The organism is Nonomuraea fuscirosea, from assembly GCF_003001935.1.
Lineage (GTDB): Bacteria > Actinomycetota > Actinomycetes > Streptosporangiales > Streptosporangiaceae > Nonomuraea > Nonomuraea fuscirosea.
The window spans coordinates 195302-217940 of record NZ_PVNG01000023.1 but is presented as its reverse complement, the minus strand read 5'-3'; the positions used below and the strand labels follow the sequence as shown (position 1 = coordinate 217940).

General features: G+C 71.9%; 17 protein-coding genes. 6 read left to right on the top strand and 11 right to left on the bottom strand.

The features are described from left to right. Positions 1–19 precede the first annotated feature (19 nt). Positions 20–1765, bottom strand: coding sequence for an RNA polymerase sigma factor (locus tag B0I32_RS42860; protein WP_106249462.1), 1746 nt, complete (start codon positions 1763–1765; stop codon positions 20–22). Positions 1766–2066: 301 nt separating this feature from the next. On the opposite strand from B0I32_RS42860, the gene B0I32_RS42855 reads away from it, so the two are divergent. From B0I32_RS42855 to B0I32_RS42835, 5 genes are all read left to right on the top strand, one after another. Beyond that, entirely contained in the window at positions 2067–3134 is a 1068-nt protein-coding gene (locus B0I32_RS42855) for an ABC transporter ATP-binding protein (protein ID WP_106249461.1), read from the top strand. After that, on the top strand, positions 3127–3807 hold the full coding sequence (locus B0I32_RS42850) for an ABC transporter permease (RefSeq protein WP_106249460.1): 681 nt from the start codon (positions 3127–3129) through the stop codon (positions 3805–3807). The genes B0I32_RS42855 and B0I32_RS42850 overlap by 8 nt, the downstream gene beginning before the upstream one ends. Beyond that, positions 3804–4496, top strand: coding sequence for an ABC transporter permease (locus B0I32_RS42845; protein ID WP_106249459.1), 693 nt, complete (start codon positions 3804–3806; stop codon positions 4494–4496). The genes B0I32_RS42850 and B0I32_RS42845 overlap by 4 nt, the downstream gene beginning before the upstream one ends. A 38-nt stretch (positions 4497–4534) precedes the next feature. Continuing rightward, positions 4535–5464: an ABC transporter substrate-binding protein gene (locus tag B0I32_RS42840; protein WP_106249458.1), complete on the top strand. Its 930-nt coding sequence runs from the start codon at positions 4535–4537 to the stop codon at positions 5462–5464. Positions 5465–5525: 61 nt separating this feature from the next. Beyond that, complete coding sequence (locus tag B0I32_RS42835) at positions 5526–6002, top strand: flavin reductase family protein (protein WP_106249457.1); 477 nt, start codon at positions 5526–5528, stop codon at positions 6000–6002. Between the two features lie 22 nt (positions 6003–6024). Here B0I32_RS42835 and sppA read toward each other — a convergent pair whose 3' ends face one another. Both sppA and B0I32_RS42825 read right to left on the bottom strand, forming a co-directional pair. After that, positions 6025–7725 carry a signal peptide peptidase SppA gene (sppA, locus tag B0I32_RS42830; protein ID WP_106249456.1) on the bottom strand — a complete coding sequence of 567 codons (1701 nt, stop codon included), beginning with the start codon at positions 7723–7725 and terminating at the stop codon, positions 6025–6027. A 91-nt stretch (positions 7726–7816) separates the two neighbouring features. Continuing rightward, positions 7817–8800: an NAD(P)-dependent alcohol dehydrogenase gene (locus tag B0I32_RS42825; RefSeq protein ID WP_106249455.1), complete on the bottom strand. Its 984-nt coding sequence runs from the start codon at positions 8798–8800 to the stop codon at positions 7817–7819. Between the two features lie 152 nt (positions 8801–8952). Here B0I32_RS42825 and B0I32_RS42820 point away from each other — a divergent pair, with 152 nt between their 5' ends. After that, positions 8953–9615 carry a DUF2306 domain-containing protein gene (locus B0I32_RS42820; RefSeq protein ID WP_106249454.1) on the top strand — a complete coding sequence of 221 codons (663 nt, stop codon included), beginning with the start codon at positions 8953–8955 and terminating at the stop codon, positions 9613–9615. Here B0I32_RS42820 and B0I32_RS42815 read toward each other — a convergent pair. The 8 genes from B0I32_RS42815 to B0I32_RS42780 all read right to left on the bottom strand — a co-directional run bounded on the left by B0I32_RS42815 (position 9605) and on the right by B0I32_RS42780 (position 22619). Next, positions 9605–10294, bottom strand: coding sequence for a response regulator (locus B0I32_RS42815; RefSeq protein ID WP_245956380.1), 690 nt, complete (start codon positions 10292–10294; stop codon positions 9605–9607). The genes B0I32_RS42820 and B0I32_RS42815 overlap by 11 nt on opposite strands. Next, a complete protein-coding gene (locus B0I32_RS42810; protein ID WP_106249452.1) occupies positions 10291–11487 on the bottom strand; it encodes a sensor histidine kinase in 1197 nt (398 codons plus the stop codon). The genes B0I32_RS42815 and B0I32_RS42810 overlap by 4 nt, the downstream gene beginning before the upstream one ends. Positions 11488–11611: 124 nt before the next feature. After that, on the bottom strand, positions 11612–12967 hold the full coding sequence (locus B0I32_RS42805) for a S8 family peptidase (protein ID WP_181308395.1): 1356 nt from the start codon (positions 12965–12967) through the stop codon (positions 11612–11614). A 135-nt stretch (positions 12968–13102) separates the two neighbouring features. Then, complete coding sequence (locus B0I32_RS42800; RefSeq protein ID WP_146178516.1) at positions 13103–14488, bottom strand: S8 family peptidase; 1386 nt, start codon at positions 14486–14488, stop codon at positions 13103–13105. Positions 14489–14682: 194 nt separating this feature from the next. Next, positions 14683–16644 carry a S8 family peptidase gene (locus tag B0I32_RS42795; RefSeq protein ID WP_146178515.1) on the bottom strand — a complete coding sequence of 654 codons (1962 nt, stop codon included), beginning with the start codon at positions 16642–16644 and terminating at the stop codon, positions 14683–14685. A 127-nt stretch (positions 16645–16771) separates the two neighbouring features. Then, on the bottom strand, positions 16772–18928 hold the full coding sequence (glgB, locus tag B0I32_RS42790; RefSeq protein ID WP_106249448.1) for a 1,4-alpha-glucan branching protein GlgB: 2157 nt from the start codon (positions 18926–18928) through the stop codon (positions 16772–16774). Between the two features lie 347 nt (positions 18929–19275). After that, positions 19276–19620, bottom strand: coding sequence for a tetratricopeptide repeat protein (locus B0I32_RS58250; protein ID WP_106249447.1), 345 nt, complete (start codon positions 19618–19620; stop codon positions 19276–19278). Continuing rightward, complete coding sequence (locus tag B0I32_RS42780) at positions 19593–22619, bottom strand: AfsR/SARP family transcriptional regulator (RefSeq protein ID WP_106249446.1); 3027 nt, start codon at positions 22617–22619, stop codon at positions 19593–19595. The genes B0I32_RS58250 and B0I32_RS42780 overlap by 28 nt, the downstream gene beginning before the upstream one ends. Between the last annotated feature and the right edge of the window lie 20 nt (positions 22620–22639).

Genomic DNA, 22639 nt, shown 5'->3' with positions numbered 1-22639 from the left:
CCCGGCCCCCGCGAGGGGGTCAGGGGCCGGTGAAGATCGGCATGGAGAAGAAGACGATCATCGCGATGGCGACGCAGAGCAGGAAGCCGACGGCCTCCCAGATCCAGTCGTAGTGGTGATCCTTCTTGCGGCGGACCATCTTCGGCGGGCGGCCGTTGTCGGGCCGCCGCTTGGGGACGGGACGGGCCCGCACCGGGCGCGGCGCCAGCACCGACTCGGGCCGCTTGGGGGTCTCGCGCCGCGGCTCTTCCCGCCGCGGCTCGTCGCGCCGGCCGGGCAGCCGGTAGACGGGCTCCTCCACGGGCTTGGCGCCGGGCTTGCCAGCGGGCTTGGCGGCAGGCCGGGTGGCCGGCTTCGCGACGGGCTTGGCGACCGGCCTGAGAGCGGGCGCGCCGGCGGATCGGGCCGCGGGCCCGTCGGCGGGCGCGGCGGCGGATCTGGTGGCGGGCTTGGCGGCGGGGCCACGGAGGAACCCCTGAGCGGGCCCGTCGTCGAGCACGTCGGCGGGCCAACCGGCGCGCCCGGCGGAAGGCCGGGCGTCGGATCCGGTGGCGGGTCCGGCGAAAGGCCGGAGGGACGGCTCGGCGGCGGCGCCGGTGGCGGGCTTCGCGCGTGGCTGGAACAGCGGCGCCGCCTCGTCGGGCGGTGAGGTCCGCTGGAACAGCGGCGTCGGCGGCTGCCGGAACTCCTCCGGCTGGGGCGCGACCCGCTCGGGCCCCCGGTGCACGAGGACGTCGCCGGTCATGTACGGATCGGGCGCGTCCTTCGGCAGGATCACGTCCCCGGTCACGAACGGATCGGCAGCGGACGCCTCCGGCGGCGCCATGAAGAACGGCCGCTCCGGCTCAGCGGCCCCCCGGCCGGGCGCCGGCGGCCGGTTACCGGACAGCGCGTCGCCGAACATGCCGGGCGAGTCCAGCACGTCCCTGAAGGGCCGGGTGGAGCCCAGCGGGTCGCGCAACGTCATGTCGCTGGGCGGTGTGCGCCGGCCGAGCTTGGGCATCGGGGTCGTGGTCTCCTCCAGCGGGGAGACCTGCGCCGAGCCGGGAGGCGTCAGCAGTTCCTGCGGGAAGATCACCGTGCTGGTCGCCGGGTCCGCCTCGGCCAGCGGCTGCGGCCAGACGGGCGGGCTGGGCCAGCGGGGCTTGACGAACATGGGGCCCGGCGCCGCCGTACGGGAGCCGGCGAAGTGGATGCGCACCGCGCCGGGCGGCTGCGGCCAGGGGAGCCGGCCGAGCACGTCGTTCAGCGGCGCGACCTTGAGCGCGCCGAAGACGTCGGCCACCGGCTTGGGCAGGCGGGCCCCGGCGGAGGCGAGCGCCGCTCCGAGCGCCCGCCTGAACCGGTGTCCCGCGCCCACGGCCAGCTCTTCCGCGGTGTCGGGGGCCACGTTCAGCACCCAGGCCAGCTCGGACTTGCTCAGCCCGCACACGGCGCACAGGACGAGCACCTCGCGGTGGTGGGGGCGCAGCTCGCGCAGGGAGCGCTCGACGAGCGCGGTGGCCGGGTCGATGAGCGGATCGACGGCGGGCGGGGAGTAGGTGATGTCGCGCCGGTGGATCTCGCGGCGGGCGAAGGCGTAGATGGCGGCGCGGGGAGGCACGGTGGCCGGGACGCTGGTGAGCACGGTGACCAGGACGTCGGACGCAGAGCCGAGGTCGCCGAGCTGGTCCGCGCAGTACGCGAACAGCCCGGCGGCATAGAGGTCGTAGAGCTCTGCGATCAACTCGGCGCGCTGGCGCTGATCGGTGAGCGGCTGAGACACGGGGTCGGTCCTCTTGCAGTGTGCGGACTCTGGGGGTGAGGGGTCGCGTCAGCGTCTTGTGGACTGATGCGTCAGGAATGGTCAGGGTAATCATGCCAACCCTCGTGGTCCGGCGCACTACCAGATCCGGATTTAGTGTGAATATCCCAGGTCATTGGCAGCCCCATGTGAAGCGTTTAAGGAATACCCAGGAGGACAGAGGGTTGGATGTCGCCGTAGGGTGTGGGGTCAAGAGATCATGCGGCGGTCGTGGCAGGGGGGCTGCGGCCCTGCCACCGAAGCCCGAAGCGAGAGTTCGCGCGTGATCACATTCGACTCTGTCACCAAACGTTATCCGGACGGAACGGTCGCCGTGGACCACCTCAGCCTTGAGGCGCCCACCGGCGAGATCACCGTGTTCGTCGGCCCGTCCGGCTGCGGCAAGACCACGTCCCTGCGGATGATCAACCGCATGATCGACGCCTCCGAGGGACGGATCCTCCTCGACGGCGAGCCGGTCCAGAACATCGACCCGCCGACGCTGCGGCGCGGCATCGGCTACGTCATCCAGCAGGCCGGTCTCTTCCCCCACCGGAAGATCGTCGACAACGTCGCCACCGTCCCCTACCTGCTCGGCTGGGACCGCAAGAAGGCCCGCGCGCGGGCCATGGAGCTGCTGGAGCGGGTCGGGCTCGACCCGGCCTTCGCCGGCCGCTACCCGTTCCAGCTCTCGGGCGGCCAGCAGCAGCGCGTGGGCGTGGCCAGGGCGCTGGCCGCCGACCCGCCCGTGCTGCTCATGGACGAGCCGTTCAGCGCGGTCGACCCCATCGTGCGCACGAGCCTGCAGGACGAACTGCTCAGGCTGCAGAGCGAGCTGAACAAGACCATCGTCTTCGTCACCCACGACATCGACGAGGCCATCAAGCTCGGCGACCGGGTGGCGGTGCTGCGGGTGGGCGGCAAGCTGGCGCAGCTGGCCGACCCCAAGACGCTGCTGTCCGAGCCGGCCGACGACTTCGTCCGCGAGTTCCTCGGGCACGACCGGGGGATCAGGCGGCTGCAGTTCGTCTCCACCGAGGGGCTGCGGCTCCGTACGGACCTGACCGTGACGGAGGACGCGGGGGACTCGGGGGACGGCGCGGCCGAGCCGTGGCTGCTGGTCGTGACCGGCGACGGCCGGCCGGTGGGCTGGCGCTCCGGCGCGCGCCCGGCCGGGCTGGAGCCGTACGGGACCTACGTGCACGGCCGCGACAGCATGCGCGCGGCCCTCGACGCCGCGCTGCTGTCGCCGTCCGGTTGCGCCGTCGCCGTGGACGGTGACGGCAAGGTCGTCGGCGTGGCCACCAGGGAGGCCCTGGACGCGGCGCTGGCGGAGGCCGCAGATGGGTGACGGCCCTCCTTCCATCTGGGAGTGGATCGGGCGCAACTGGGACACGGGACGGGTCGACAGCATCAGCAACCTGCTGACCGACCACCTCACGATGTCCCTCGTGCCGATCGTGCTCGCGCTCGTCCTGGCGCTGCCGCTGGGCCTGGCCTGCGTGCGCTGGCGCTGGCTCTACCAGCCCACCTCGGGCTTCATGAACGTCGTGTACGCGCTCCCGTCGCTGCCCGTCTTCATGCTGCTGATCTCGGTCACCGGGCTCTCGCAGACCACGGTGATCATCCCGCTGACCTTCTACGGCATGGCGGTGCTGATCCCCGCCGTGGTGGACGGGCTGAACTCGGTGCCCGACCACGTCCGCCAGTCGGCCGTCGCGATGGGCTTCACGCCGCTGCGCCGGCTGCTGCAGGTGGAGCTGCCGATCGCCGTGCCGGTGGTACTGGCCGGGATGCGGGTGGTCGCGGTCTCCAGCATCAGCCTGGTCAGCGTGGGGGCGCTGATCGGGCAGGGCGGGCTCGGCGGGCTGTTCACCCGGGCCTACCAGAACCCGTTCATGCCGCCGGTGATCGTCGGCATCGTGCTCATCGTGGCGCTGGCGCTGGTCGCGGACGGGCTGCTGGTCCTGGCCCAGCGGCTGCTCACACCCTGGGTACGGGCCAGGAAGGGAACGGCGTCATGAACTGGCTGACCTCCTTCTTCGCCTGGCTGGTGGAGTTCTTCGGCAACGGCGACAACTGGGCCGGCTCCGGCGGCATCCCCGCGCGGCTGCTGGAGCACCTGGAGTTCTCGGCCCTGGCCCTGCTGCTGGCCGTGCTGATCGCCGTCCCGCTGGGCCTGGTGATCGGGCACACCGGCCGGGGCGAGGTGCTCGTGGTCATCTCCGCGAACCTGGCCAGGGCGCTGCCCACGCTGGGGCTGCTGGTGATGTTCGTGCTGCTGCTGGGCACGGCCTCGATCTGGCCGGTGATCATTCCGCTGGTGCTGCTGTCGGTGCCGCCGATCCTGGTCAACACCTACGAGGGCGTCAAGGGCGTCGATCCCGAGCTGCGCGACGCCGCGTACGGGATGGGGCTGCGCGGCGGCCAGGTTCTCGGCCGGGTGCTGGTCCCGGTGGCGCTGCCGCTGATCCTGCTCGGCTGCCGCCTGTCGGCCATCCAGGTCGTGGCCACCACCACCGTCGCCTCCTACACGGGGCTGGGCGGTCTCGGCCGGTATGTCATCGACGGTTTCGCGACCAAGGATTACGCGAGCGTCGTCGGGGGTTCAGTACTGATTGTGCTGTTCGCACTGGTGGTGCAGGTATTGTTCGCGCTCGCGCAGAGGGTGGCGGTCTCACCGGGGGTGAGCCAGCGGTCGAAGGTCCGATAATCTCCCGTATTACCTCCCGCTTAGAAGGGAAATGCAACATGAGACGCAAGTACGGCATCGCGGGGGTCCTCCTCTCGGCGATGCTCGCGCTGTCCGCCTGCGGTGGCGGCAGCGGTGGCACCGGGGGCAATCCGCTCGACACGACGAGCGCGGCCCCCACCGGCTCGGCTTCGGGCGCTGGAGGTAAGGCCGTCATCGGCTCCTTCGACTTCGACGAGAGCGTGCTGCTGGCCTCCATCTACGCCCAGGCGCTGGAGGCCAAGGGCGTGCAGGTGGAGGAGAAGCCGCGCATCGGCAGCCGCGAGGTCGTCTACGACCAGGTCAAGGGCGGCGGCCTGACCGTCGTGCCGGAGTACAACGGCAACCTGCTCGCCTTCGTGGACCAGAAGGACACCTCCGTGACCACCGACGAGGTGAACACGGCGCTGAAGTCGAAACTGCCGGCCGAGCTGGAGGTGCTCGACTCCTCGCCCGCCGAGGACAAGGACAGCCTCTCGGTCACCAAGGACACCCAGACCAAGCAGTCGCTGAACACCATCGAGGACCTGGCCAAGGTCTCGAAGGACATGATCGTCGGCGCTCCGCCCGAGTTCAAGAAGCGGTGGGAGGCCAGGTTCAAGGACGTGTACGGCCTGGAGTTCAAGGAGTGGAAGCCCACCGGGCCGACCACGGCCGACGCGCTCAAGGACGGCTCCATCCAGGTCGGCAACATCTTCACCACCGACCCCAAGATGACGGCGAACGACCTGGTCCCGCTCCAGGACACCAAGAACATCTTCGCCGCCCAGAACGTGACCCCGCTGCTGCACAAGGCCTCCGTCGACGACACGATCAGGACGACCCTGAACGGCATCTCGGCCAAGCTGACGACCGAGTCCCTGCTGGAGATGATGCAGAAGATCTCCGTCAACAAGGACGAGCCCGCGACCGTGGCCAAGGAATGGCTGACCTCCAACGGCCTCGGCTGACTCCGCTCGCACGCGTGGGGGCCCGCACGGGCTCCCACGCCCCGGCGCGGGACTCCATCCGATGACCTTCACCGAGGCGATGGCGCAGCTCGCCGCCGGGGTGGCGGTCGTGACCGCGCGCGACGGGCGCGACGACATCGGCACCACGGTGACGGCGCTGATGTCGGTCTCGCTGGAGCCGCCGCTGGTGCTGGTCAGCCTGGCCTCGGCCGGCTACCTCACCGAGGTCCTGCTCCGGCAGGACCGCTGGGCCGCCTCCCTGCTGTCGTCGGGGCAGGCGGCCGTGGCCAGCCGCTTCGCGACCGCCGGACGCCCCAGCGCCCGCCTGCTCGTGGCCGGCACGCCGCATCATCGGGGGGAGCACACGGAGGCGCTGGTGATCGAGGGCGGGGTGGCCGCGATCGAGGCCGAGACCACCAGGGTGGTCCCGGCCGGCGATCACACGCTCTTCGTCGCCGCGGTCCTGGACGTCGCCTACGTCGATCCGTCGCTGCAGCCGCTGGTACGCGTACGCGGGCGGTACCGCTCGACCACCTGACCGCTCGGGGTCTGGCGCGGGCTCAGCGGATGACGTACCAGGACGGCAGCAGCAGCGGTCCACCCGCGGCGGGCAGGCCCAGCTCGGCCGAGAGCCGGGCCAGCGGCCCCCAGGCGTCCAGCCGGATCCGCGCCAGTGCGGCCGACTTGTCCTCGCTGGACTCGGGCCCGCGCAGCCGCTCGACCACGTTGAGCCTGGGGTAGGAGCGCACCGGGGCGTCGTCGGCCAGCCCGGCCCGCTTGCGCGCCAGGACCAGCGCGTCCTCCAGCCCGCCCAGCTCGTCGACCAGGCCGTTGGCCCGCGCGTCGGCGCCGGTCCACACCCGGCCCCTGGCCAGCTCGTGGGTGCGCTCGCGGCTCAGGTTGCGGCTGGTGGCCACCTTGCCGGTGAAGTCGTCGTAGATGCGGTCGAGCCAGGCGTTGATCCGCTCCCACTGCTCGGTGGAGAAGCCGCGCGTGGTGGAGAACATGCCGGCGTTGGCGCCCTCCGCCACCAGCTCCGAGGTGACGCCCAGCTTCTCCAGCAGCTCCGACAGGACGGGCTTGCCGCCGTACACGCCGATCGAGCCGGTCAGCGTGCCCGGCTGGGCGATGATCACGTCGGCGGCCATCGAGATGAAGTAGCCGCCGGATGCCGCCAGGTCGCCCATCGACACGATGACCGGCTTGACCTCGCGCAGCAGCGTGACCTCGCGCCAGACCGTGTCGCTGGCCACGTAGGAGCCGCCGGGGCTGTCGACCCGGAACACCACGGCCTTGACGTGCTCGTCGCGCCTGGCGGCGCGCAGCGCGGCGCTGATCGTGTCGGAGCCCATCGCCCCGCCCCCGCCGAGCGGGCTGCGCCCGCTGCGGCCGGTCCTGATCATGCCGGTGGCGTGCACGAGCGCGACCCCGTCGGCCGTCGGGTTGGGCAGCTTGCGCACGGCCGCGCCACGGGCGTAGCGGGAGACGTAGAGCAGGTGCGCCTCCTCGCCCGCGGCCCGCTTGACCTCGTCGTAGACCTCGTCCCGGTAGGCCAGCCCGTCGACCAGCCCGGCCTCGTGCGCCTCGGTGGCCGTGAACGGGCCGCGGTCGATCAGCTCGCGCACCTTGCCCGGGTCGAGCCGGCGGCTGTCGGCGATGCCCGCGACGAGGCTCTCGGTGATCGACTCCACGATGCGGCCCATGGACTCGCGGTGCGGCTCGGTCATGCGGTCCTGGGTGAAGGTGTTGGCGGCGGTCTTGTACTCGTGCCGCTGGCCGACCTCGTAGCCGATGCCCAGCTTGCCCAGTGCCCCCTTGACGAAGCGCTGCTCCACGGCCACCCCGGTCAGCCCGACGTCGCCGCTGGGCTGCAGGTAGAGGCGCTCGAAGGCGCTGGCCAGGTAGTAGGGGACGGTGCCGCCGCCGAACTCGCCGAACGTCTCGCCGAAGGCGACGGTCAGCTTGCCGGAGGCGCGGAAGTGGATCACGGCCTGGCGCAGCTCCTGCACCATGGCCAGCCCCATCGGGTTGCCGCCGATCTTGACGACGAGCGCCTTGACGCGCGGGTCCTGCCTGGCCCGGCGCAGGCCCGACAGGACGTCGGCCAGCCGGGGCTTGCGCATGGACAGCAGCGCGGCGAGCGGATCCGCCGGCGGGCCTTCCGTGAGGCCCTCTGTGAGGTCGAGCTCCAGCACCAGCGGGGCCGTGCGCCGCTGGCGAAGCTTGTCGACGGTTTCGAAGATCGCCTTGCCTGCGTCCATAGGAGCCACCCTAAGCGACGCGATTCGAAATGGGCTCAGCCCGCCGGACCGAGGTCGATCGGCGGGCGGGAGGTCCCCCGCCCGCCCCTCGTCACATCGTGATGACGACCTTGCCCGAGGCATGCCCCTCCTCCTGGTACCTGAGCGCCGCCACGGTGTCCGCGAACGCGTAGGCACGATCGATGACCGGCGTGACCTGCCCGCTCTCGATCAGCTCGGTCAGCTCGCGCAGGTTGCGCCGGTTCTCGGCGCTGCCGACCACCTGGGTCACCACCGCCTTCTGGGAGGCGAACATCGACGCGGCGACCATCGTGAACATGCGCCCGGCCGGCTGCACCCACCGGCCCGCCGCCGCGCCGAGCATGACGCACACGCCCTTGCGCCTGAGCACCCGCCGGCACTCCGCGAACGACCGGTTGCCCGCCACGTAGAGGATCGCGTCGTACGGCGGCCCCATCCGGGTGAAGTCCTCCTTGGTGTAGTCGATCACCTCGTCCGCGCCGATCGACCGGACCAGGTCCACGTGGCGGGTGCTGCACACGCCGGTGACGTGCGCGCCGTACGCCTTGGCCAGCTGCACCGCGAACGTCCCCACGCCACCGGAGGCCCCGTTGACCAGGACCCGGTGGCCCGGCTCGACCTTGGCGTCGTCGCGGACGGCGAGCAGGGCCGTGCAGGCGGCCAGCGGCACCGCCGCCGCCTGCTCGAACGACAGGTTCCGCGGCTTGGGGGCCACCTGGTGCTCGGGGATGCTGACGTACTCGGCGAACCCGCCGCCCTCGGGCATGGCGAAGACCTCGTCGCCGGGAACGTACTCGGTGACCTGCGCGCCGACCGCCTCCACCACCCCGGCCACGTCCGCGCCCAGAATGCTCAGCTTCGGCCGCAGCCCGAGGCCGCCGGGCATGACGCGGGCGACATACGGCTCGCCGCGCATACCGTGCCAGTCCCAGGGCTGCACCGAGGTGGCGCGGATCCGGATCAGCACCTCGCTCGGGCCGGGGACGGGGGTGTCGACGTCGGTGAGCCGGAGGACGTCGGGGGAGCCGTACGAGCGGAGAACGAACGCTTTCATGATGTTTCCTTCCGTCGGGGCCCTCAGTGTGTGCGCCGGGCTCGGGCGGGCGGAACAGCCGAAAGTACGAGCTCCCGACCGGCTGATCGGCCCATGCGGAAGGGGTCTCGGGGCCGATGAGACGGGGTGGGTCCGGCGGTCACCATCGAGGCATGCTGAACCTCGACGGCAGGCGCCGGAGAGCCGGATGGCTCGTCCCCACGGGGCTGATCACGCTCAGCGTCGTCCCCGTGCTGGCCGGCGCCGTCCGCATGAACGAGATCGTGAGCGGCGCCGCGATCACCCCGGCCAACGCCCGCTTCCTCACCTTTCCCGCCCCCGTGACCGTGCACATCGTGGCCGTCACCCTCTACACCGTGCTCGGCGCCTTCCAGTTCGCCCCCCGGTTCAGGGCGCGCAGGCCCGGCTGGCACCGCGCGGCGGGACGGCTGCTGGTGGTGGCCGGGCTGGCGGCGGCGCTGTCGGGGTTGTGGATGACGCTGTTCTCCGAGGTGCCGCCGGAGGACGAAGGGCTGCTCGCCGGGTTCCGGCTGGTGTTCGGCTCGGCCATGGCGGCCGCTCTCGTGCTCGGCCTTCGTGCCGTCCGCCGGCGGGACGTGCGCCGTCACCGCGCCTGGATGGCCCGCGCGTACGCGATCGGCCTCGGCGCCGGCACGCAGGCGCTGACCCAGGGCCTGTGGCTGGCCTTCGCCGGCCCGCCCGGCGAGGTCACCAGGGCGCTGCTCCTCGGGGGGAGCTGGGTGCTCAACCTGGCGGTGGCCGAGTGGATCATCCGCCGCCGGACCGGGTCCAGGCGGGCTCGGGTCAGCCCTTGACGCGGTCGGTCTCGTACGCCCACATGGCGATCTCGACCCGGTTGCGCACTCCCAGCTTGGTCATCAGGCTCGCGACGTGGCTCTTGACCGTGCTCAGCGAGATGTGCAGCTCGTCGGCGATCTCGCTGTTGGTCCGCCCGCGCGCCACGGTCACCAGGATCTGCTCCTCCCGGTCGGTGAGCGGCTCGATCGGCTGCACCCGCCGCCCTGAGGGAGCGGAACCGGCGAAGGCCGACAGCAGCCGGGCGGTGATGCTCGGGGCGATCAGCGCGTCACCCCTGGCGGCGGCGCGGATCGCCTGGCCGAGCAGATCGGGGCCCGCGTCCTTGAGCAGGAACCCGCGGGCGCCCGCCTTGAGCGCCGCGTAGACGTACTCGTCCAGGTCGAACGTGGTGATGACGACGACGGCCATGGGGTCGGCCACGTCGGGCCCGGCCAGGGTGCGGGTGGCCTCGATGCCGTCGCAGCGGGGCATGCGGATGTCGAACAGGCACACGTCCGGCCGTAACCGCCTGGCCAGCTCGATGGCCCGGCGGCCGTCACCCGCCTCGGCGACCACCTCGATGTCCGGCTGGGCGTCCAGGATCATCCTCAGCCCGGTGCGGGCGATCTCCTGGTCGTCGGCGACGATCACCCGGATGGGGGCGTCCGCGGGGTCGCCGGTCGCGCTCATGCTCATGCGGTCCTCGGGGAGACGTCGTGCTTGGGGGTCCTGGGCAGGACGGCGGTCACGGTCCACCCGCGCCCAGGGTTCGGGCCGGCCTCGCACGTGCCGCCGAGCAGGTCGGCGCGTTCGATCATGCCGAGCAGCCCGTACCCGTGCGCGGGAGCGGGTCTGGTGGCGGTGCTGTCGCCGTCGTCGCTCACCCGCAGCCGTACGGAGGCGTCGTCGGCGCTCACCCGGACCTCGACCCTGGTGGCGTGCCGGGCGTGCCTGCGGGCGTTGGTGACCGACTCCTGGGCGATGCGGTAGACGGCGGCGCCGACCGACGGGGGCACGCCGTCGAGGTCGCCGTCGATCAGCACCTCCACGGCGGGGCCGACCTTGGGCCGCCCGGCCAGCTGTTCGAGATCGGCGATGTGCGGGTTGGGGGCCAGCTCGGGCATCTCCCCGCCGCCCGGGGCCCGGTCGCGGCGCAGGACGCGCACCATGGCCCGCATCTCGGCGAGCGTGCGCGACGCCTCGGCCTCGATCACGCGCAGCGCGTCGACGGCGGCGTCGGGGTGGGTGGCGGCGGTCGCGATGCCGGCCTGGGCGCGGATCGCCATCGCCGAGACGTGGTGGGCGACGGTGTCGTGCAGGTCGCGGGCCAGCTGCTCGCGTTCGAGCAGTTTGACCTGGTCGAGCTCGCGCGCCCTCGCTCTGGCCCGGTAGCGGAAGACGCCGCCCAGGGCGAAAGCGGCGAACACGACGGTGAACGCGCCGATGACGTCGGAGGCGGCCAGTTGCCCCGGGATCGTGGCGATCTGCCCGGTGAGCGTGGACGTGGTCACCGCGGCGGTGATCAGCCCGAGCCCGAGCGCCATCTCCCGGCCGGACCCCCATCGGGACAGCGCGTAGAGCATGATCACCATGTACGCCATCGAGTGCATCTCGGCCGGGTCGGCGCCGGTGAGGTGCTGGATCAGGCCCGTGGTGACGACGGGGACCGCGAAGCAGGCCAGCGGGCTGGTGCGCCGCCATAACAGGGTGGGCAGCATGACCAGCGGATAGACGATCGAGAGCGGCCGCCACAGCAGGTCGGTGCGCAGGATGCCTTCGAGCACGATGGCCAGCGTGAGCAGCCCGACGAGCGCCCAGTCGCGCCACACCCTGCGCGGGGCGCCGGGCGGACGGGGCTCGTCCCACACGGAGCGGAGGAGGCCGTGCACGCCCTCATCGTACGAGAGCGGACGCCGAAATGATCGGCCGCTCAGCGTCCGGCTGGCGTAAGAGGAGAGCTCGCGTACTTGAGGGCCCGGCGCGGGAGGAGCGCCCGCGCCGGGCCGGTGACGGCTACCTGCCGCGCAGGGCCGCCCAGACGTCGATCCGCGGCGTGGTGACCTCCGTGCCGGCGCTCGTGTAGGCGATCGGCTCGCCCGTGCGCCGCAGCGCGGACACGAGCTGGTCCACCGAGGCGTGCGAACGCTTCTGGCGCAGCACCGCCAGCGCGCCCGTGACGTGCGGGGTGGCCATCGAGGTGCCGTTCAGTGACGCGTACGTGTTCCCGGCGATGGCCGCGGTGATCGCGACGCCCGGAGCGAACACGTCCAGGAGCGCGCCCCTGTTGGAGAAGGACGCCACCGCGTCCTGCTTGTCCGTGGCGCCCACCGCGACCGTGTTCGAGACGCACGCGGGCCACGACACCGAGTCGTCGAAGCCGTCGTTGCCCGAGGCCACGACCGTCGCGACGCCCTTGGCCATGAGCTTGTCCACCTCGGCCTTGAAGTCGGCCCCGTCGCCCTCGTCGCAGGCCACGTCGTACTCGCCGCCGCCCAGGCTCAGGTTGACCGCGGCGATGCGGTACTGGTCGGCCAGCAGTTCGGCGTAGGCCATGCCGGTCAGGATCGAGGAGTCGTAGGCCAGGATGCAGACGGGACGGCCCGCGCAGTACGGCGAGTCGTCGAAGCGGCTGAACACCTGGACCGGCACGATCTCGGCCTTCGGGGCGACGCCGTTGGCAGCGAACTCGGCCGTCCGCTGACCGGCCGCGATGCCGGCCACGTGGGTGCCGTGGTAGCACAGGCCGTACTGCGGCTGCGGGGCGCCCGTCATGCACGCGGCGCTCTCCGCGTCGGCCGCGCCGGCGCCGATCTGGAACTGGCTGCCGTTCGGGCACAGCGGGGTGGAGCCGTCGACGGGGTCGGCGGCCGAGAAGCACGCCTGGGCCACGATGCGGTCGCCGAAGGCGGGGTGGTCGTTGTCGATGCCGGAGTCCAGGACGGCCACGGCGGTGCCCTTGCCGGTGAAGCCGGAGCGCTGCGCCCGGTCCGCGCCGATCAGCGGAATGCTCTGCACCAGCGTGGGCTCGTTGAGCTTGTCCTTGCGGATCGAGACGACGTCCGACTGCCCGGCGATCTGCTCCAGCTCGGCGCGGGTGCCGCGGTAGACGAAGAAGTCGAGCTTGGCCGCGATCTCGGAGGGGGGCTGGGCCTCCACGTTCTTCCTGTCCCGCTTGACCGCCTCGGCACTGGACTGCACCGCCTGCACCTGGGCGGCCCGGTTCACGTGCACGATGGCGCGGTGCTCGCCGCTCGCGGTGATCGCGGGGTCGATCTTGGACTCGGGGTCGGCCAGGGCGGGCGTCGCGATGAGCGTCGCCGAGGTGGCGGCCAGCGCGACGGCGCCGGCCAGCAGAGACGAGAGTCTCAACCGTTCCTCCGGAGGGGTTCGGGGGGTGTTGTCCAGAGAAGTGTAGTAATTCGACTCGTGGGGTCAGAGGGAAAGGTGAGGTTTCGCACGAAAGGCCGGACGGTCGCCCCCGTCCGGCCCCATGAAGGCGCGTGATCAGGCCCGCGGGTCGGTGGCGGGGGTCGCGCCGGCGGTGGCCCGCTCCATGTCGATGCGCGCCGTGGTCACCTGGGTCCCCGAGGCGTCGAACCGGATCTGCGCGCCGGTGTCGCGCAGCCGCTGCAGGCTCTGCTCGACCGTGTTGTTCGGGAACGCCTGCCGCATCAGCGCGAACGCCCCCGCCACGTGCGGCGCGGCCATCGAGGTGCCGTTCTTGTCACCGTAGGCGTCGTCCGGCACCGAGGAGCGGATGGCCACGCCGGGGGCGAACAGGTCGAGCAGCGGCCCCCGGTTGGTGAACGAGGCGAGCGCGTCGGAGTCGTCCGTGGCGCCGACCGTGATCGCGGTGGAGACGCAGGCGGGCGCGGAGACGCCGTTCTCCCAGCCGCTGTTGCCCGCCGCCACCACCGGGGCCACGCCCAGGGCCACCAGCGCGTCGAACTCCGGCTTGACCGCCCCCGCGCTCGGGTCGGCGTCGCACGCCTCCGAGTACGCCCGCCCGCCCCCGAGGCTCATGTTCACCGCCGCGACGTTGTACGTCCGCGCCACCCTGGCCACGTATTCGAGCGCCAGCTTCTGGTCCGAGGTGTAGCTGAGGAAGCACGGGGTGGGGCCGACGCCGCAGGTCAGCGGGTCGTCCACGCGGCTGAAGACCTGGACGGGCAGCAGGCGGGCCTCGGGGGCGACGCCGTTGGCCGGCGCTCCCGTGGTCATCTTGCCGGCCGCGATGCCCGCGACGTGCGTACCGTGCGAGCAGACGTTGGCGCCGTCCACGGTGCACTGCGGCGTCTCGACGTCGGCCGCGCCCGGCCCGGTCTGGCTGGGCTGGTTGTTCGGGCAGAGCGAGACGGTCCCGTCGCTCGCGTCGGAGGAGGAGAAGCAGGCCTCGTCCGCGATCCGGCCGGCGAAGAACGGGTGATCCCGGTCGATCCCGGTGTCGAGCACGGCGACCGTGGTGCCGGTGCCGTTCCAGCCGGCCTGGTTGGCCCGGTCGGAGCGGATCACGGTGGTGCTGACGTCGAGGTTGGGCGCGCTCAGCTCGTCCTTGTAGACGGCCTGGACACGGTTGTCCTTCTTCAGCTTGTCCAGCGTCCTGCCGTCCACCTCGGCCACGAAGAAGTGCGGCGACTGCGCCGCCTCCAGCACCCGGCCGCCGTCGGAGGCCATCTCCAGGTCGCTGGCCACGGCCTGCACGCTCTGACCTGGTTTGAGCTGGATGATGGAGCGGACCTTGCTCTTCTTCTGGATCTCCGACACGAGCGCCGGGCTGATGATCGGGTCGCCGGTGTCGGCGGAGTCGGCCTGCAGGGCCGGAGCGGTCCAGAGCACGGCTGATGTCACGGACAGCGTAACGACGCCGGTGAACAGAGACCGTAGTCTCACTTTTTCCTCCCGGGGCTGGAGCCGTGAAGCTTTGGTCCGGCTCCCGGCTGCGTACAGCCGTTTACATCCCCCCGTGTGACAAGTGTGATGTCAGTGACGTATGTAGCCCAGAGAAACGTTGGAGGCTTTTTTGCCTTAAAGAGCGAGACGAGAAAGGGCCGGTCAGATTTGACCGGCCCTTTCTGGACTTCTCGCTATTTAACGGAATTGAGGACAGCCTTGGTGGCCTTCTTCAGCGCCGCCGCGGACGGCTTGGCGCTGAGCCGCACCTTCTCGCCGGCCGTCAGCGAGGTGGTGCCGTTGGTGCCGTGCGCCCAGTTCAGCCAGGCCGTCAGCAGCGCGCCGTCGAGCTTGGCCTTGCCGGTCCTGGTGTTCTTTAGCACGCGGTACGCCTTGCCCAGTGACGACGCCTTCGTCAGCTCGGGGAAGACCTTGCTGGACTTGCCGATCAGCTTCAGGTAGCAGGTGAGCGTGGCGTCGGAGAGGGAGCCGCTGCCGCGGTGCAGCTCGATCGCCCATTTCTTGGCCGTCAGCTTCTTGGCCGTCGTGCCGCGCGTGCACACCGCGGCCACCGGCTTCGCCGTGTGGGTGACGGTCACCGTGACCGTGACCGTCGGCAGCGGGACCGGGCTGGTCGACGACGTGGGCTCCGGCTCCGGCTCGGTCCCGGGGTCCGGATCGGGAGTCGACGAGTCCTCGGGCTCGGGGCTGGGGCCGCTGGTGTCGCCGGGGCCCGGCTGCGTCGGGGCCTGCGTGATGGGCGGCTGCTGCGCCGCCCCGGCCAGGGCCGCCGCCAGGTCCAGGCGCGGCGTGGTGACCTGGGCGCCGTTGGAGTCGTACACGTACGGCCGGCCGGTGCTCTTCAGCTTGTCGATCAGCTCGGTCATCGGGACGTCCGGCGTGGCCGCCTTCATCAGCGCCAGCGCGCCGGCCACATGCGGGGTCGCCATCGAGGTGCCGCTGTAGACGGTCGTGGCGTTGTCCGGCACCGACGACTCGATGTCCACGCCGGGAGCGAACAGGTCCAGCAGCGCGCCGCGGTTGGAGAAGTCGGCGACGGCGTCGGAGTTGTCGTTGGCGCCGACGGCCACCGCCGAGGAGACGCAGGCCGGGTGGGAGACGCCGTCGAAGAACTCGTTGCCCGCGGCCACCACGGTCGCGATGTTCTTGGCCAGCAGCGCGTCGATCTTCTCCTTGAAGACCGCGCCCTCCTCGGTCCCGTCGCAGTTCGACTCGTACAGCATGCCGCCCAGGCTGAGGTTGACCGCGGCGATCGGCTGGTTCAGCGTCCCCACGTAGTCCAGCGCCTCGCGCAGCGACGACTCGTACGCCATCAGGCACGACGGCTCGCCGCAGAGCTCCTCGTCGTTGATCCGGCTGAACACCTGCACCGCCACGATGTTCGCGCCCGGTGCCACGCCGCCGGTGCCGGCCGCGATGCCGGCCACGTGGGAGCCGTGGTCGCACATGTTCACGGTCCCGGCCAGGCACTTCGCCGTGGTGGCGTCGGCCGCCGCGCCGTCGGTCTGCTTGTTCGCCCCGTTCGGGCAGAGCGACTCGACGCCGGCCTCCTCCGTCGCGGAGAAGCACGCCTGCGCCACGATGCGGCCGGCGAACCACGGGTGGTTCGGGTCGATGCCGGTGTCGAGCACGGCCACCGCCTGGTCGGCGCCGGTGAAGCTCTTCGCGTGCGCCTGGTCGGCGCCGATCAGCGACAGGTTGGCGGAGACGTCGGCCGGCAGGTATGTACGGTCGCGGTGGATGGAGGTGACCCGGGGGTCCTCGGCCAGCTTGGCCAGCTCCTCCGCCGTGCCCTCGACGACCATGAACGAACCGCTCAGCGGCTGCAGCACCACGTCCACGCTCTCGGTCGCGGCCTGGGTCGCGACGGTGGCGTTCGCGGCGGGGTCGGTCAGCTCGACGATGGCCCGTTCGGTGCCGCCGTCCACGCCCAGGCCGGCTTCGACCTTGCTCTCGGGACCGGACGGCTCCTCAGCGGGCGGCGTCTCGGCCGGCGGGGTTTCGGGCGGAGCGGGGTCCTCGGCCGGGGGCGGCGCCGCCGGCGTCTGGGACGTGCCCGGCGTGGGGAGGAGCGTCGGGTCCTCCGCGTAGGCCGGAGCCGATAACGGCAGCAGGACCAGAACGATCGAGCTCACGATCAAGGGGCGGAATCGCACGCGTCCTCCGAGGGGGATGATCTCGGAGTTTAGGGCGATTTGCCCGACACGCACAGGCCCCCAGGCCGGTTTCTCACCGAACTTTCAGCGGCCGCAGCTCAAACGCTCAGCGGGCACCGCCCTCGTGCGTGAGCCACACCGCGCCCAGCGGCGGCACCCGCAACGTGGCCGAGCAGGGCAGCCCGTGCCACGGCTCCTCCGTGGCCTCGACCGTCCCCATGTTGCCCACGCCGCTGCCCCAGTAGTCGTAGGCGTCGGTGTTGACCGCCTCTGACCACTGCCCGGCGTACGGGAGCCCGAGCTTGTAGTTCTCGTGCGGGCCGCCGCTGAAGTTCACCACGCACGCCACCGCCGAGCCGTCGTTCGCGTAACGGACGAACGAGAACGTGTTGCCCGAGGCGTCGTCGGCGTCGATCCACCGGAACCCCTCGGGCTTGCAGTCCTGCTCCCACAGGGCGGGAGTCTCGCGGTAGAGCCGGTTGAGATCACGGACCAGCCGCTGCACCCCCTGGTGCCCGTCGAACTCCAGCACCCACCAGTCCAGCCCGCGCTCCTCCGACCACTCCGAGCCCTGACCGAACTCGCCGCCCATGAACAGCAGCTGCTTGCCCGGATGCGCCCACATGAACGCCAGGAGTGCCCGCAGCTGCGCGAAGCGCTGCCACTCGTCGCCCGGCATCTTGCCCAGCAGCGAGCCCTTGCCGTGGACGACCTCGTCGTGCGACAGCGGCAGCACGTAGTTCTCGGAGTAGGCGTACAGCAGCGAGAACGTCAGCTGATGGTGGTGGTACTGGCGGAAGACCGGCTCGTGGCGCAGGTATTCGAGCGTGTCGTGCATCCAGCCCATGTTCCACTTGAAGCCGAACCCGAGCCCGCCCAGGTGCACCGGCCGCGAGACCCCCGGCCAGGCCGTCGACTCCTCGGCCACGGTCGAGATGCCGGGAGCCTCCCGGTAGCAGACCGAGTTCATCTCCTTGAGGAACTCGACCGCGTCGAGGTTCTCCCTGCCGCCGTACACGTTGGGCGTCCACTCGCCCTCGCGCCGCGAGTAGTCCAGGTAGAGCATCGAGGCCACCGCGTCCACCCGCAGGCCGTCGACGTGGAACTCCTTCAGCCAGAACAGGGCGTTGGCGACCAGGAAGTTGCGCACCTCCCTGCGGCCGAAGTCGAACACGTAGGTGCCCCAGTCGGGGTGCTCGCCCCTGGCCGGGTCGGCGTGCTCGTAGAGCGGGGTGCCGTCGAACCGGGCCAGCGCCCACTCGTCCATCGGGAAGTGGGCCGGCACCCAGTCGAGCAGCACGCCGATGCCGCGCCGATGCAGGCGGTCCACGAAGTGACGGAACTCGTCGGGCGTGCCGAACCTGGCCGTCGGGGCGTAATAGGAGGTCACCTGGTAGCCCCACGACCCGCCGAACGGGTGCTCGGCCACCGGCAGCAGCTCCACGTGGGTGAAACCCATGTCGGCGACGTACTCGGACAACTGGTCGGCCAGCTCCACGTACGACAGCCCCGGCCGCCACGAGCCGAGGTGCACCTCGTAGACGCTCATCGGTGCCGTTTGCGCCTGCGCCTGACGCCGCTCGACCATCCAGGCGTCGTCCTGCCAGCTGTAGTCGGACTTGTCGATCACCGACGCCGTCAGCGGCGGCACCTCGGTCCGCCTGGCCATCGGGTCGGCCTTGTCCCGCCACACGCCGTCGGCGCCCAGCACCTGGTACTTGTACCGCTGCCCCGCGCCCAGCCCCGGCACGAACAGCTCCCACACCCCCGACCGGCCCAGCGAGCGCATCGGGTAGGCGGTGCCGTCCCAGTGGTTGAAGTCGCCGACGATCCTGATGCCGCGCGCGTTCGGCGCCCAGACGGCGAACGCGGTGCCGTCGACGTCCTGGTGCTCCATCACCCGCGCCCCGAGCGCCTCCCACAGCCGCTCGTGCCGCCCCTCGCCGATGAGGTGCAGGTCCACCTCGCCCAGCGTGGGCCAGTGCCGATAAGGATCGAGCACCTCGTACGGCTCCGCGCCGGCGTACTGGACGCTGAACCGGTAGTCGGGCACCTTGTCCAGCCCCGGGACCGTCACCTCGAACACCCCGTGGGCCTGGTGCTTCATGTCGTGGGCAGAGCCGTCGTCCAGCACCACCCGCACGCGCTCCGCCATCGGCCGCAGCGTGCGGAAGACCACCCCGCCGGACACGGGGTGCGCTCCGAGCACGGAGTGCGGATCATGGTGCGCCCCGCCCGCCAGGCGGTCGAGCTCTGTCCTCATCGGCATGCTCCCAACCCTGCCCTAAGATGACCGTCCATCCCAGGCACTGCCCGCTTTCACCGCGACAATCACCGGAAGTGCGAAATCGCGGGTTTATTACAGGACGATGCCGAAGGGGTCTATCAATCCTTTCCCCACCCTTTGCCGCCCCCTTCGCGCAGCAGATCGTCCGCCCCACCGCCGGGTCCTCGTGCGGACCTGCGCGCTGGCCTCTGCGTCGGCTCTGCGCCGGGCTGAGCACGCGGGCTCCGCGCTGGCCTCTGCGTCCGCCTTTGCACCGGGCTCAGCGCCGGCCTCTGCGTCGGCCCCCGCGCTGACCTTCGCGCTGGGCTCTGTGCTTGCGTGGTTCATCGCGTCGGCGGAGGCGTTCGGTCCGGTTCGAGGGCCTGCTTCACCCTCGCCGTGATGCGTTCCACGTCGCCCCGCTCGCCCGGCGGCAGTGGGGCGCCCACCGACTCCCTCAGTGCGGCCGCCTCGCCCAGCAATCGCGCGGCCTCCTGGTGCCGCCCGGCCAGCGTCTGCGCGCCCGCCAGTCCCTCCATCGCCAGGGCGATCGCTCGCGGATCGCCCACCCTGCGGGCCACCGCCAGGCCCTGGCGCTGCAGGTCCAGCGCGCCCGCCGCGTCGCCGCGCTGCTCAGCCACGAACCCCAGCTCGGCCAGGATCAGCGCCGCGCCCGGATCGCCCGACACGTCCTCGACCCAGCCCAGCCAGGCGCGCAGCCGCCGCTCCGCTTCGTCGAGCCGCCCCTGTCTGGCGCCCCCAGCGCCAGGCCCAGCTCGGCGAACTCCTCCGCCGGACGGTTCGACTGCGCGACGGCCAGCAGCCGCGCCCGTTCGTGGTAGTCGTCGGCCCGCGCGTGCTCGCCCTCCAGCATCGCGATGCGGCCCAGCCGGGACAGCGCGTCCGACACCGAGCTCCACAGCTCCAGCTCCTCCGCCATCCCCAGGATCTCCCGGCGCAGCGCCGTGGCCCGATCGTAGTCGCCGGTGATCTCGGCCAGCATCGCCAGGTTCTCCGCCGCCCGCAGCTCCCCCCACCGGTCACCGGCCCGCCGGAACAGGGCAAGCCCTTGCTCGGCGTGCTTCCGCAGCCCGGCCAGGTCGCCACGCAGCGCCGAGTGCCGGGCCAGCACGGTCAGCGCGGCCGCCGTGCCCCAGGTGTCGCCCAGCTCGCGGAACTCCACCAGCGCCGCCGCCAGCAGCGCCTCACTGTCCGCCGCGTCCTCATAACCCAGCAGCGCGAACCCCGCGAACCACCGCGCCCCGGCCCGCCTGCGCACATCCTCAATCCCGGCAAACCACTCCCGATCCAGGACGGCCAGCCGCCCCGCCAACAACTGAAACCCGGCCAACCACACCTCAGCCTCCGCTGCTCCCGGATCGCCGGACCACACCTCGGTCTTCGCCGCGCCTCCATCGCCGGGACGTGCCACGGACAGGGCTGTTTCCAGGGCTCTGCGGCCCTCGCCCAGTCTGCCGCGTAGCACCCAGTACCAGGCCATGGCGTTCACCAGCCGGAGCGCCTCGCCGGGAACCCCCTCGCGCACCGCCCTCTCCAGCGCCGTTCTCAGGTTCGCGGTCTCGGCGTCCAGCCGTACGAGCGCGTCGCACTGCTCGGGGCCGCGCAGGCGTGGCTCCATCCGGACGGCCAGGGCGGTGTAGTGACGCAGGTGCCTGTGCCGGACGGCGGTCAGCTCGCCGGCCTCCTCCAGCCGCTCCTGGCAGTAGGCGGCCACCGACTCCAGCAGCCGGTACCGAGGCTCGGCCGCCGGCCCGCGACCCGTCTCGTGGGCGGGGGTGCGGGTCACCAGCGAGCGATCGACCAGGCGGGCCAGCAGGCCGAGCACGTCCAGGCCCGGCTCGGCGCAGACCTCCTCGGCCGCCTCCAGCGTGCAGCCGTCGGCGTGCACGGACAGCCGCCGCAGCACCACCCGTTCGTCGTCCGACAGCAGCTCCCAGCTCCAGTCGATCATCGCCCGCAACGTCTGCTGCCTGGCCGGCGCACCGCGCAGCCCGGATGCGAGCAGCCGGAACCGGTCGTCGAGCCGCTCGGCGAGCTGCCGTGGCGTCAACACCCGCATCCTGGTGGCGGCCAACTCCAGCGCCAGCGGAATACCGTCCAACCGCGCACAGATCTCCGCCACATCAGCATCGACCCCCGCACTGTCCCTGACGTTGGTCTCAGTGCCGATCCCGGTGCGGGGCCCAGCGCCGTCGTTGACGTTGGTTCCAGCGCCGATCCCGGTGCTCGTGGGAGTTGTGGTGGTGGTCTTGAGGCCGGCTCGGGTGGTGAACAGTTCGATGGCGGCGGCGCGGTCGAGTGGCGGGACGCTCCACAGGGCCTCGCCTTCGATGCGCAGTGACTCCTGGCTGGTGGCGAGGATGCGCAGTCCGGGGGCGGCCCGTAGAAGCCGGTCGGCCAGTGTCGCCGCCTGCTCGGCGACATGCTCGCAGTTGTCCAGCACCAGCAGCGTCCGCCCGGCGCGCAGGGTCCCGGGCAGGCGTTCCAGGATGCCGCCGGGGGCGTCGTCACGCACGCCCAGCACGTCGGCGATCGCCTCGGCCACCTCGACGACCCCCGCCCCGGCTCCGAGCGAGGCCAGTTCCACCAGCCACACCCCACCGTCGAAGCCCCCGTCGCCGACGCCCTCGCCGTTGGAGTCGCCGCCGTCCAAGCGCTTGGTGGCTATGGCAGAGCGGGGCCAGGTGCTGGGACCAACACTGGGACCAGTAGTGGGGCTGGCATCGGTGGCGGTGTGGGGATCGGCGGTGGGTCCGGTGTCGGGATCGGCGGCGGCCAGGGCGAGGCGGGTTTTGCCTACGCCTCCTGGGCCGGTGAGGGTGACGAGGCGGTTGGTGCGCAACAGCGCTCTCACCTTCGTCACCGCCTCGTCTCGGCCCACCAGGTGGGTCAGTGGGGCGGGGAGGTTCGTGCTGGGGCGGGTGGGAGGCGGTGTGAGGGAGGGGTCGCGCGAGAGGATGGCCTGGTGCAGGGCGGCCAGTTCCGGTCCGGGGTCGAGGCCCAGGTCCTCCGCGAGGCGTCGCCGTAGGTCCCGATGGCTGGCGAGTGCTTCGCCTTGCCGTCCGGCCAGGTAGAGGGCTCGTACGTGGGCGGCGCGGAGTCGTTCGCGCAGGGGGTGGGCGGCGACGAGGCCGGTCAGGTCGGCCGCGAGCAGGCCGTGCTCCCCGAGCGCCAGCCGGGTCTCGGCCAGTTCCTCCTCGGCCACCAGTCGCTGCTCGTCCAGCCGCGCCACGGCCGCGCGGGCGAAGGGCTCGTCGGCGAACTCCGCGTACGCCCCGCCGCGCCACAGCCCCAGGGCCTGACGCAGCAGTGAGGCGCGTACCTCCAGGTCATCCGTGCGCTGGGCGCGCCCGAGCAGTGACTCGAAGTGGCCGGCGTCCACGGAGTCGGGGTCGGCGCGCAGCACGTAACCGGGCGCCCGGTACGCCACCAGCTCCCGTTCGCCGAGGGCCCGGCGCAGTTGCGAGACCTTGACCCGCAGCGCGGCGGCGGCCCCGGCGGGCGGGCGGGCGTTCCAGAGGTCGTCGATCAGCCGGTCGGCGGAGACGGGGCGGCCGGCGTGGATGAGGAGCACGCTCAGCAGCGCCCGGACCTTGACCTCCGGGACGTGGACCGGCCGTCCGTCCGGCGTCCGCACCACGAGCGGGCCCAGCACCCCGAACCGCATCCGCCGCCCCTCCATAACCG

Coding starts and splice junctions, on each gene's coding strand:
- B0I32_RS42850 (WP_106249460.1), top strand. CDS start 3,127: ATGGGTGACGGCCCTCCTTCCATCTGGGAGTGGATCGGGCGCAACTGG.
- B0I32_RS42845 (WP_106249459.1), top strand. CDS start 3,804: ATGAACTGGCTGACCTCCTTCTTCGCCTGGCTGGTGGAGTTCTTCGGC.
- B0I32_RS42840 (WP_106249458.1), top strand. CDS start 4,535: ATGAGACGCAAGTACGGCATCGCGGGGGTCCTCCTCTCGGCGATGCTC.
- B0I32_RS42835 (WP_106249457.1), top strand. CDS start 5,526: ATGACCTTCACCGAGGCGATGGCGCAGCTCGCCGCCGGGGTGGCGGTC.
- sppA (WP_106249456.1), bottom strand. CDS start 7,725: ATGGACGCAGGCAAGGCGATCTTCGAAACCGTCGACAAGCTTCGCCAG.
- B0I32_RS42825 (WP_106249455.1), bottom strand. CDS start 8,800: ATGAAAGCGTTCGTTCTCCGCTCGTACGGCTCCCCCGACGTCCTCCGG.
- B0I32_RS42820 (WP_106249454.1), top strand. CDS start 8,953: ATGCTGAACCTCGACGGCAGGCGCCGGAGAGCCGGATGGCTCGTCCCC.
- B0I32_RS42815 (WP_245956380.1), bottom strand. CDS start 10,294: ATGAGCATGAGCGCGACCGGCGACCCCGCGGACGCCCCCATCCGGGTG.
- glgB (WP_106249448.1), bottom strand. CDS start 18,928: ATGAGGACAGAGCTCGACCGCCTGGCGGGCGGGGCGCACCATGATCCG.
- B0I32_RS42780 (WP_106249446.1), bottom strand. CDS start 22,619: ATGCGGTTCGGGGTGCTGGGCCCGCTCGTGGTGCGGACGCCGGACGGA.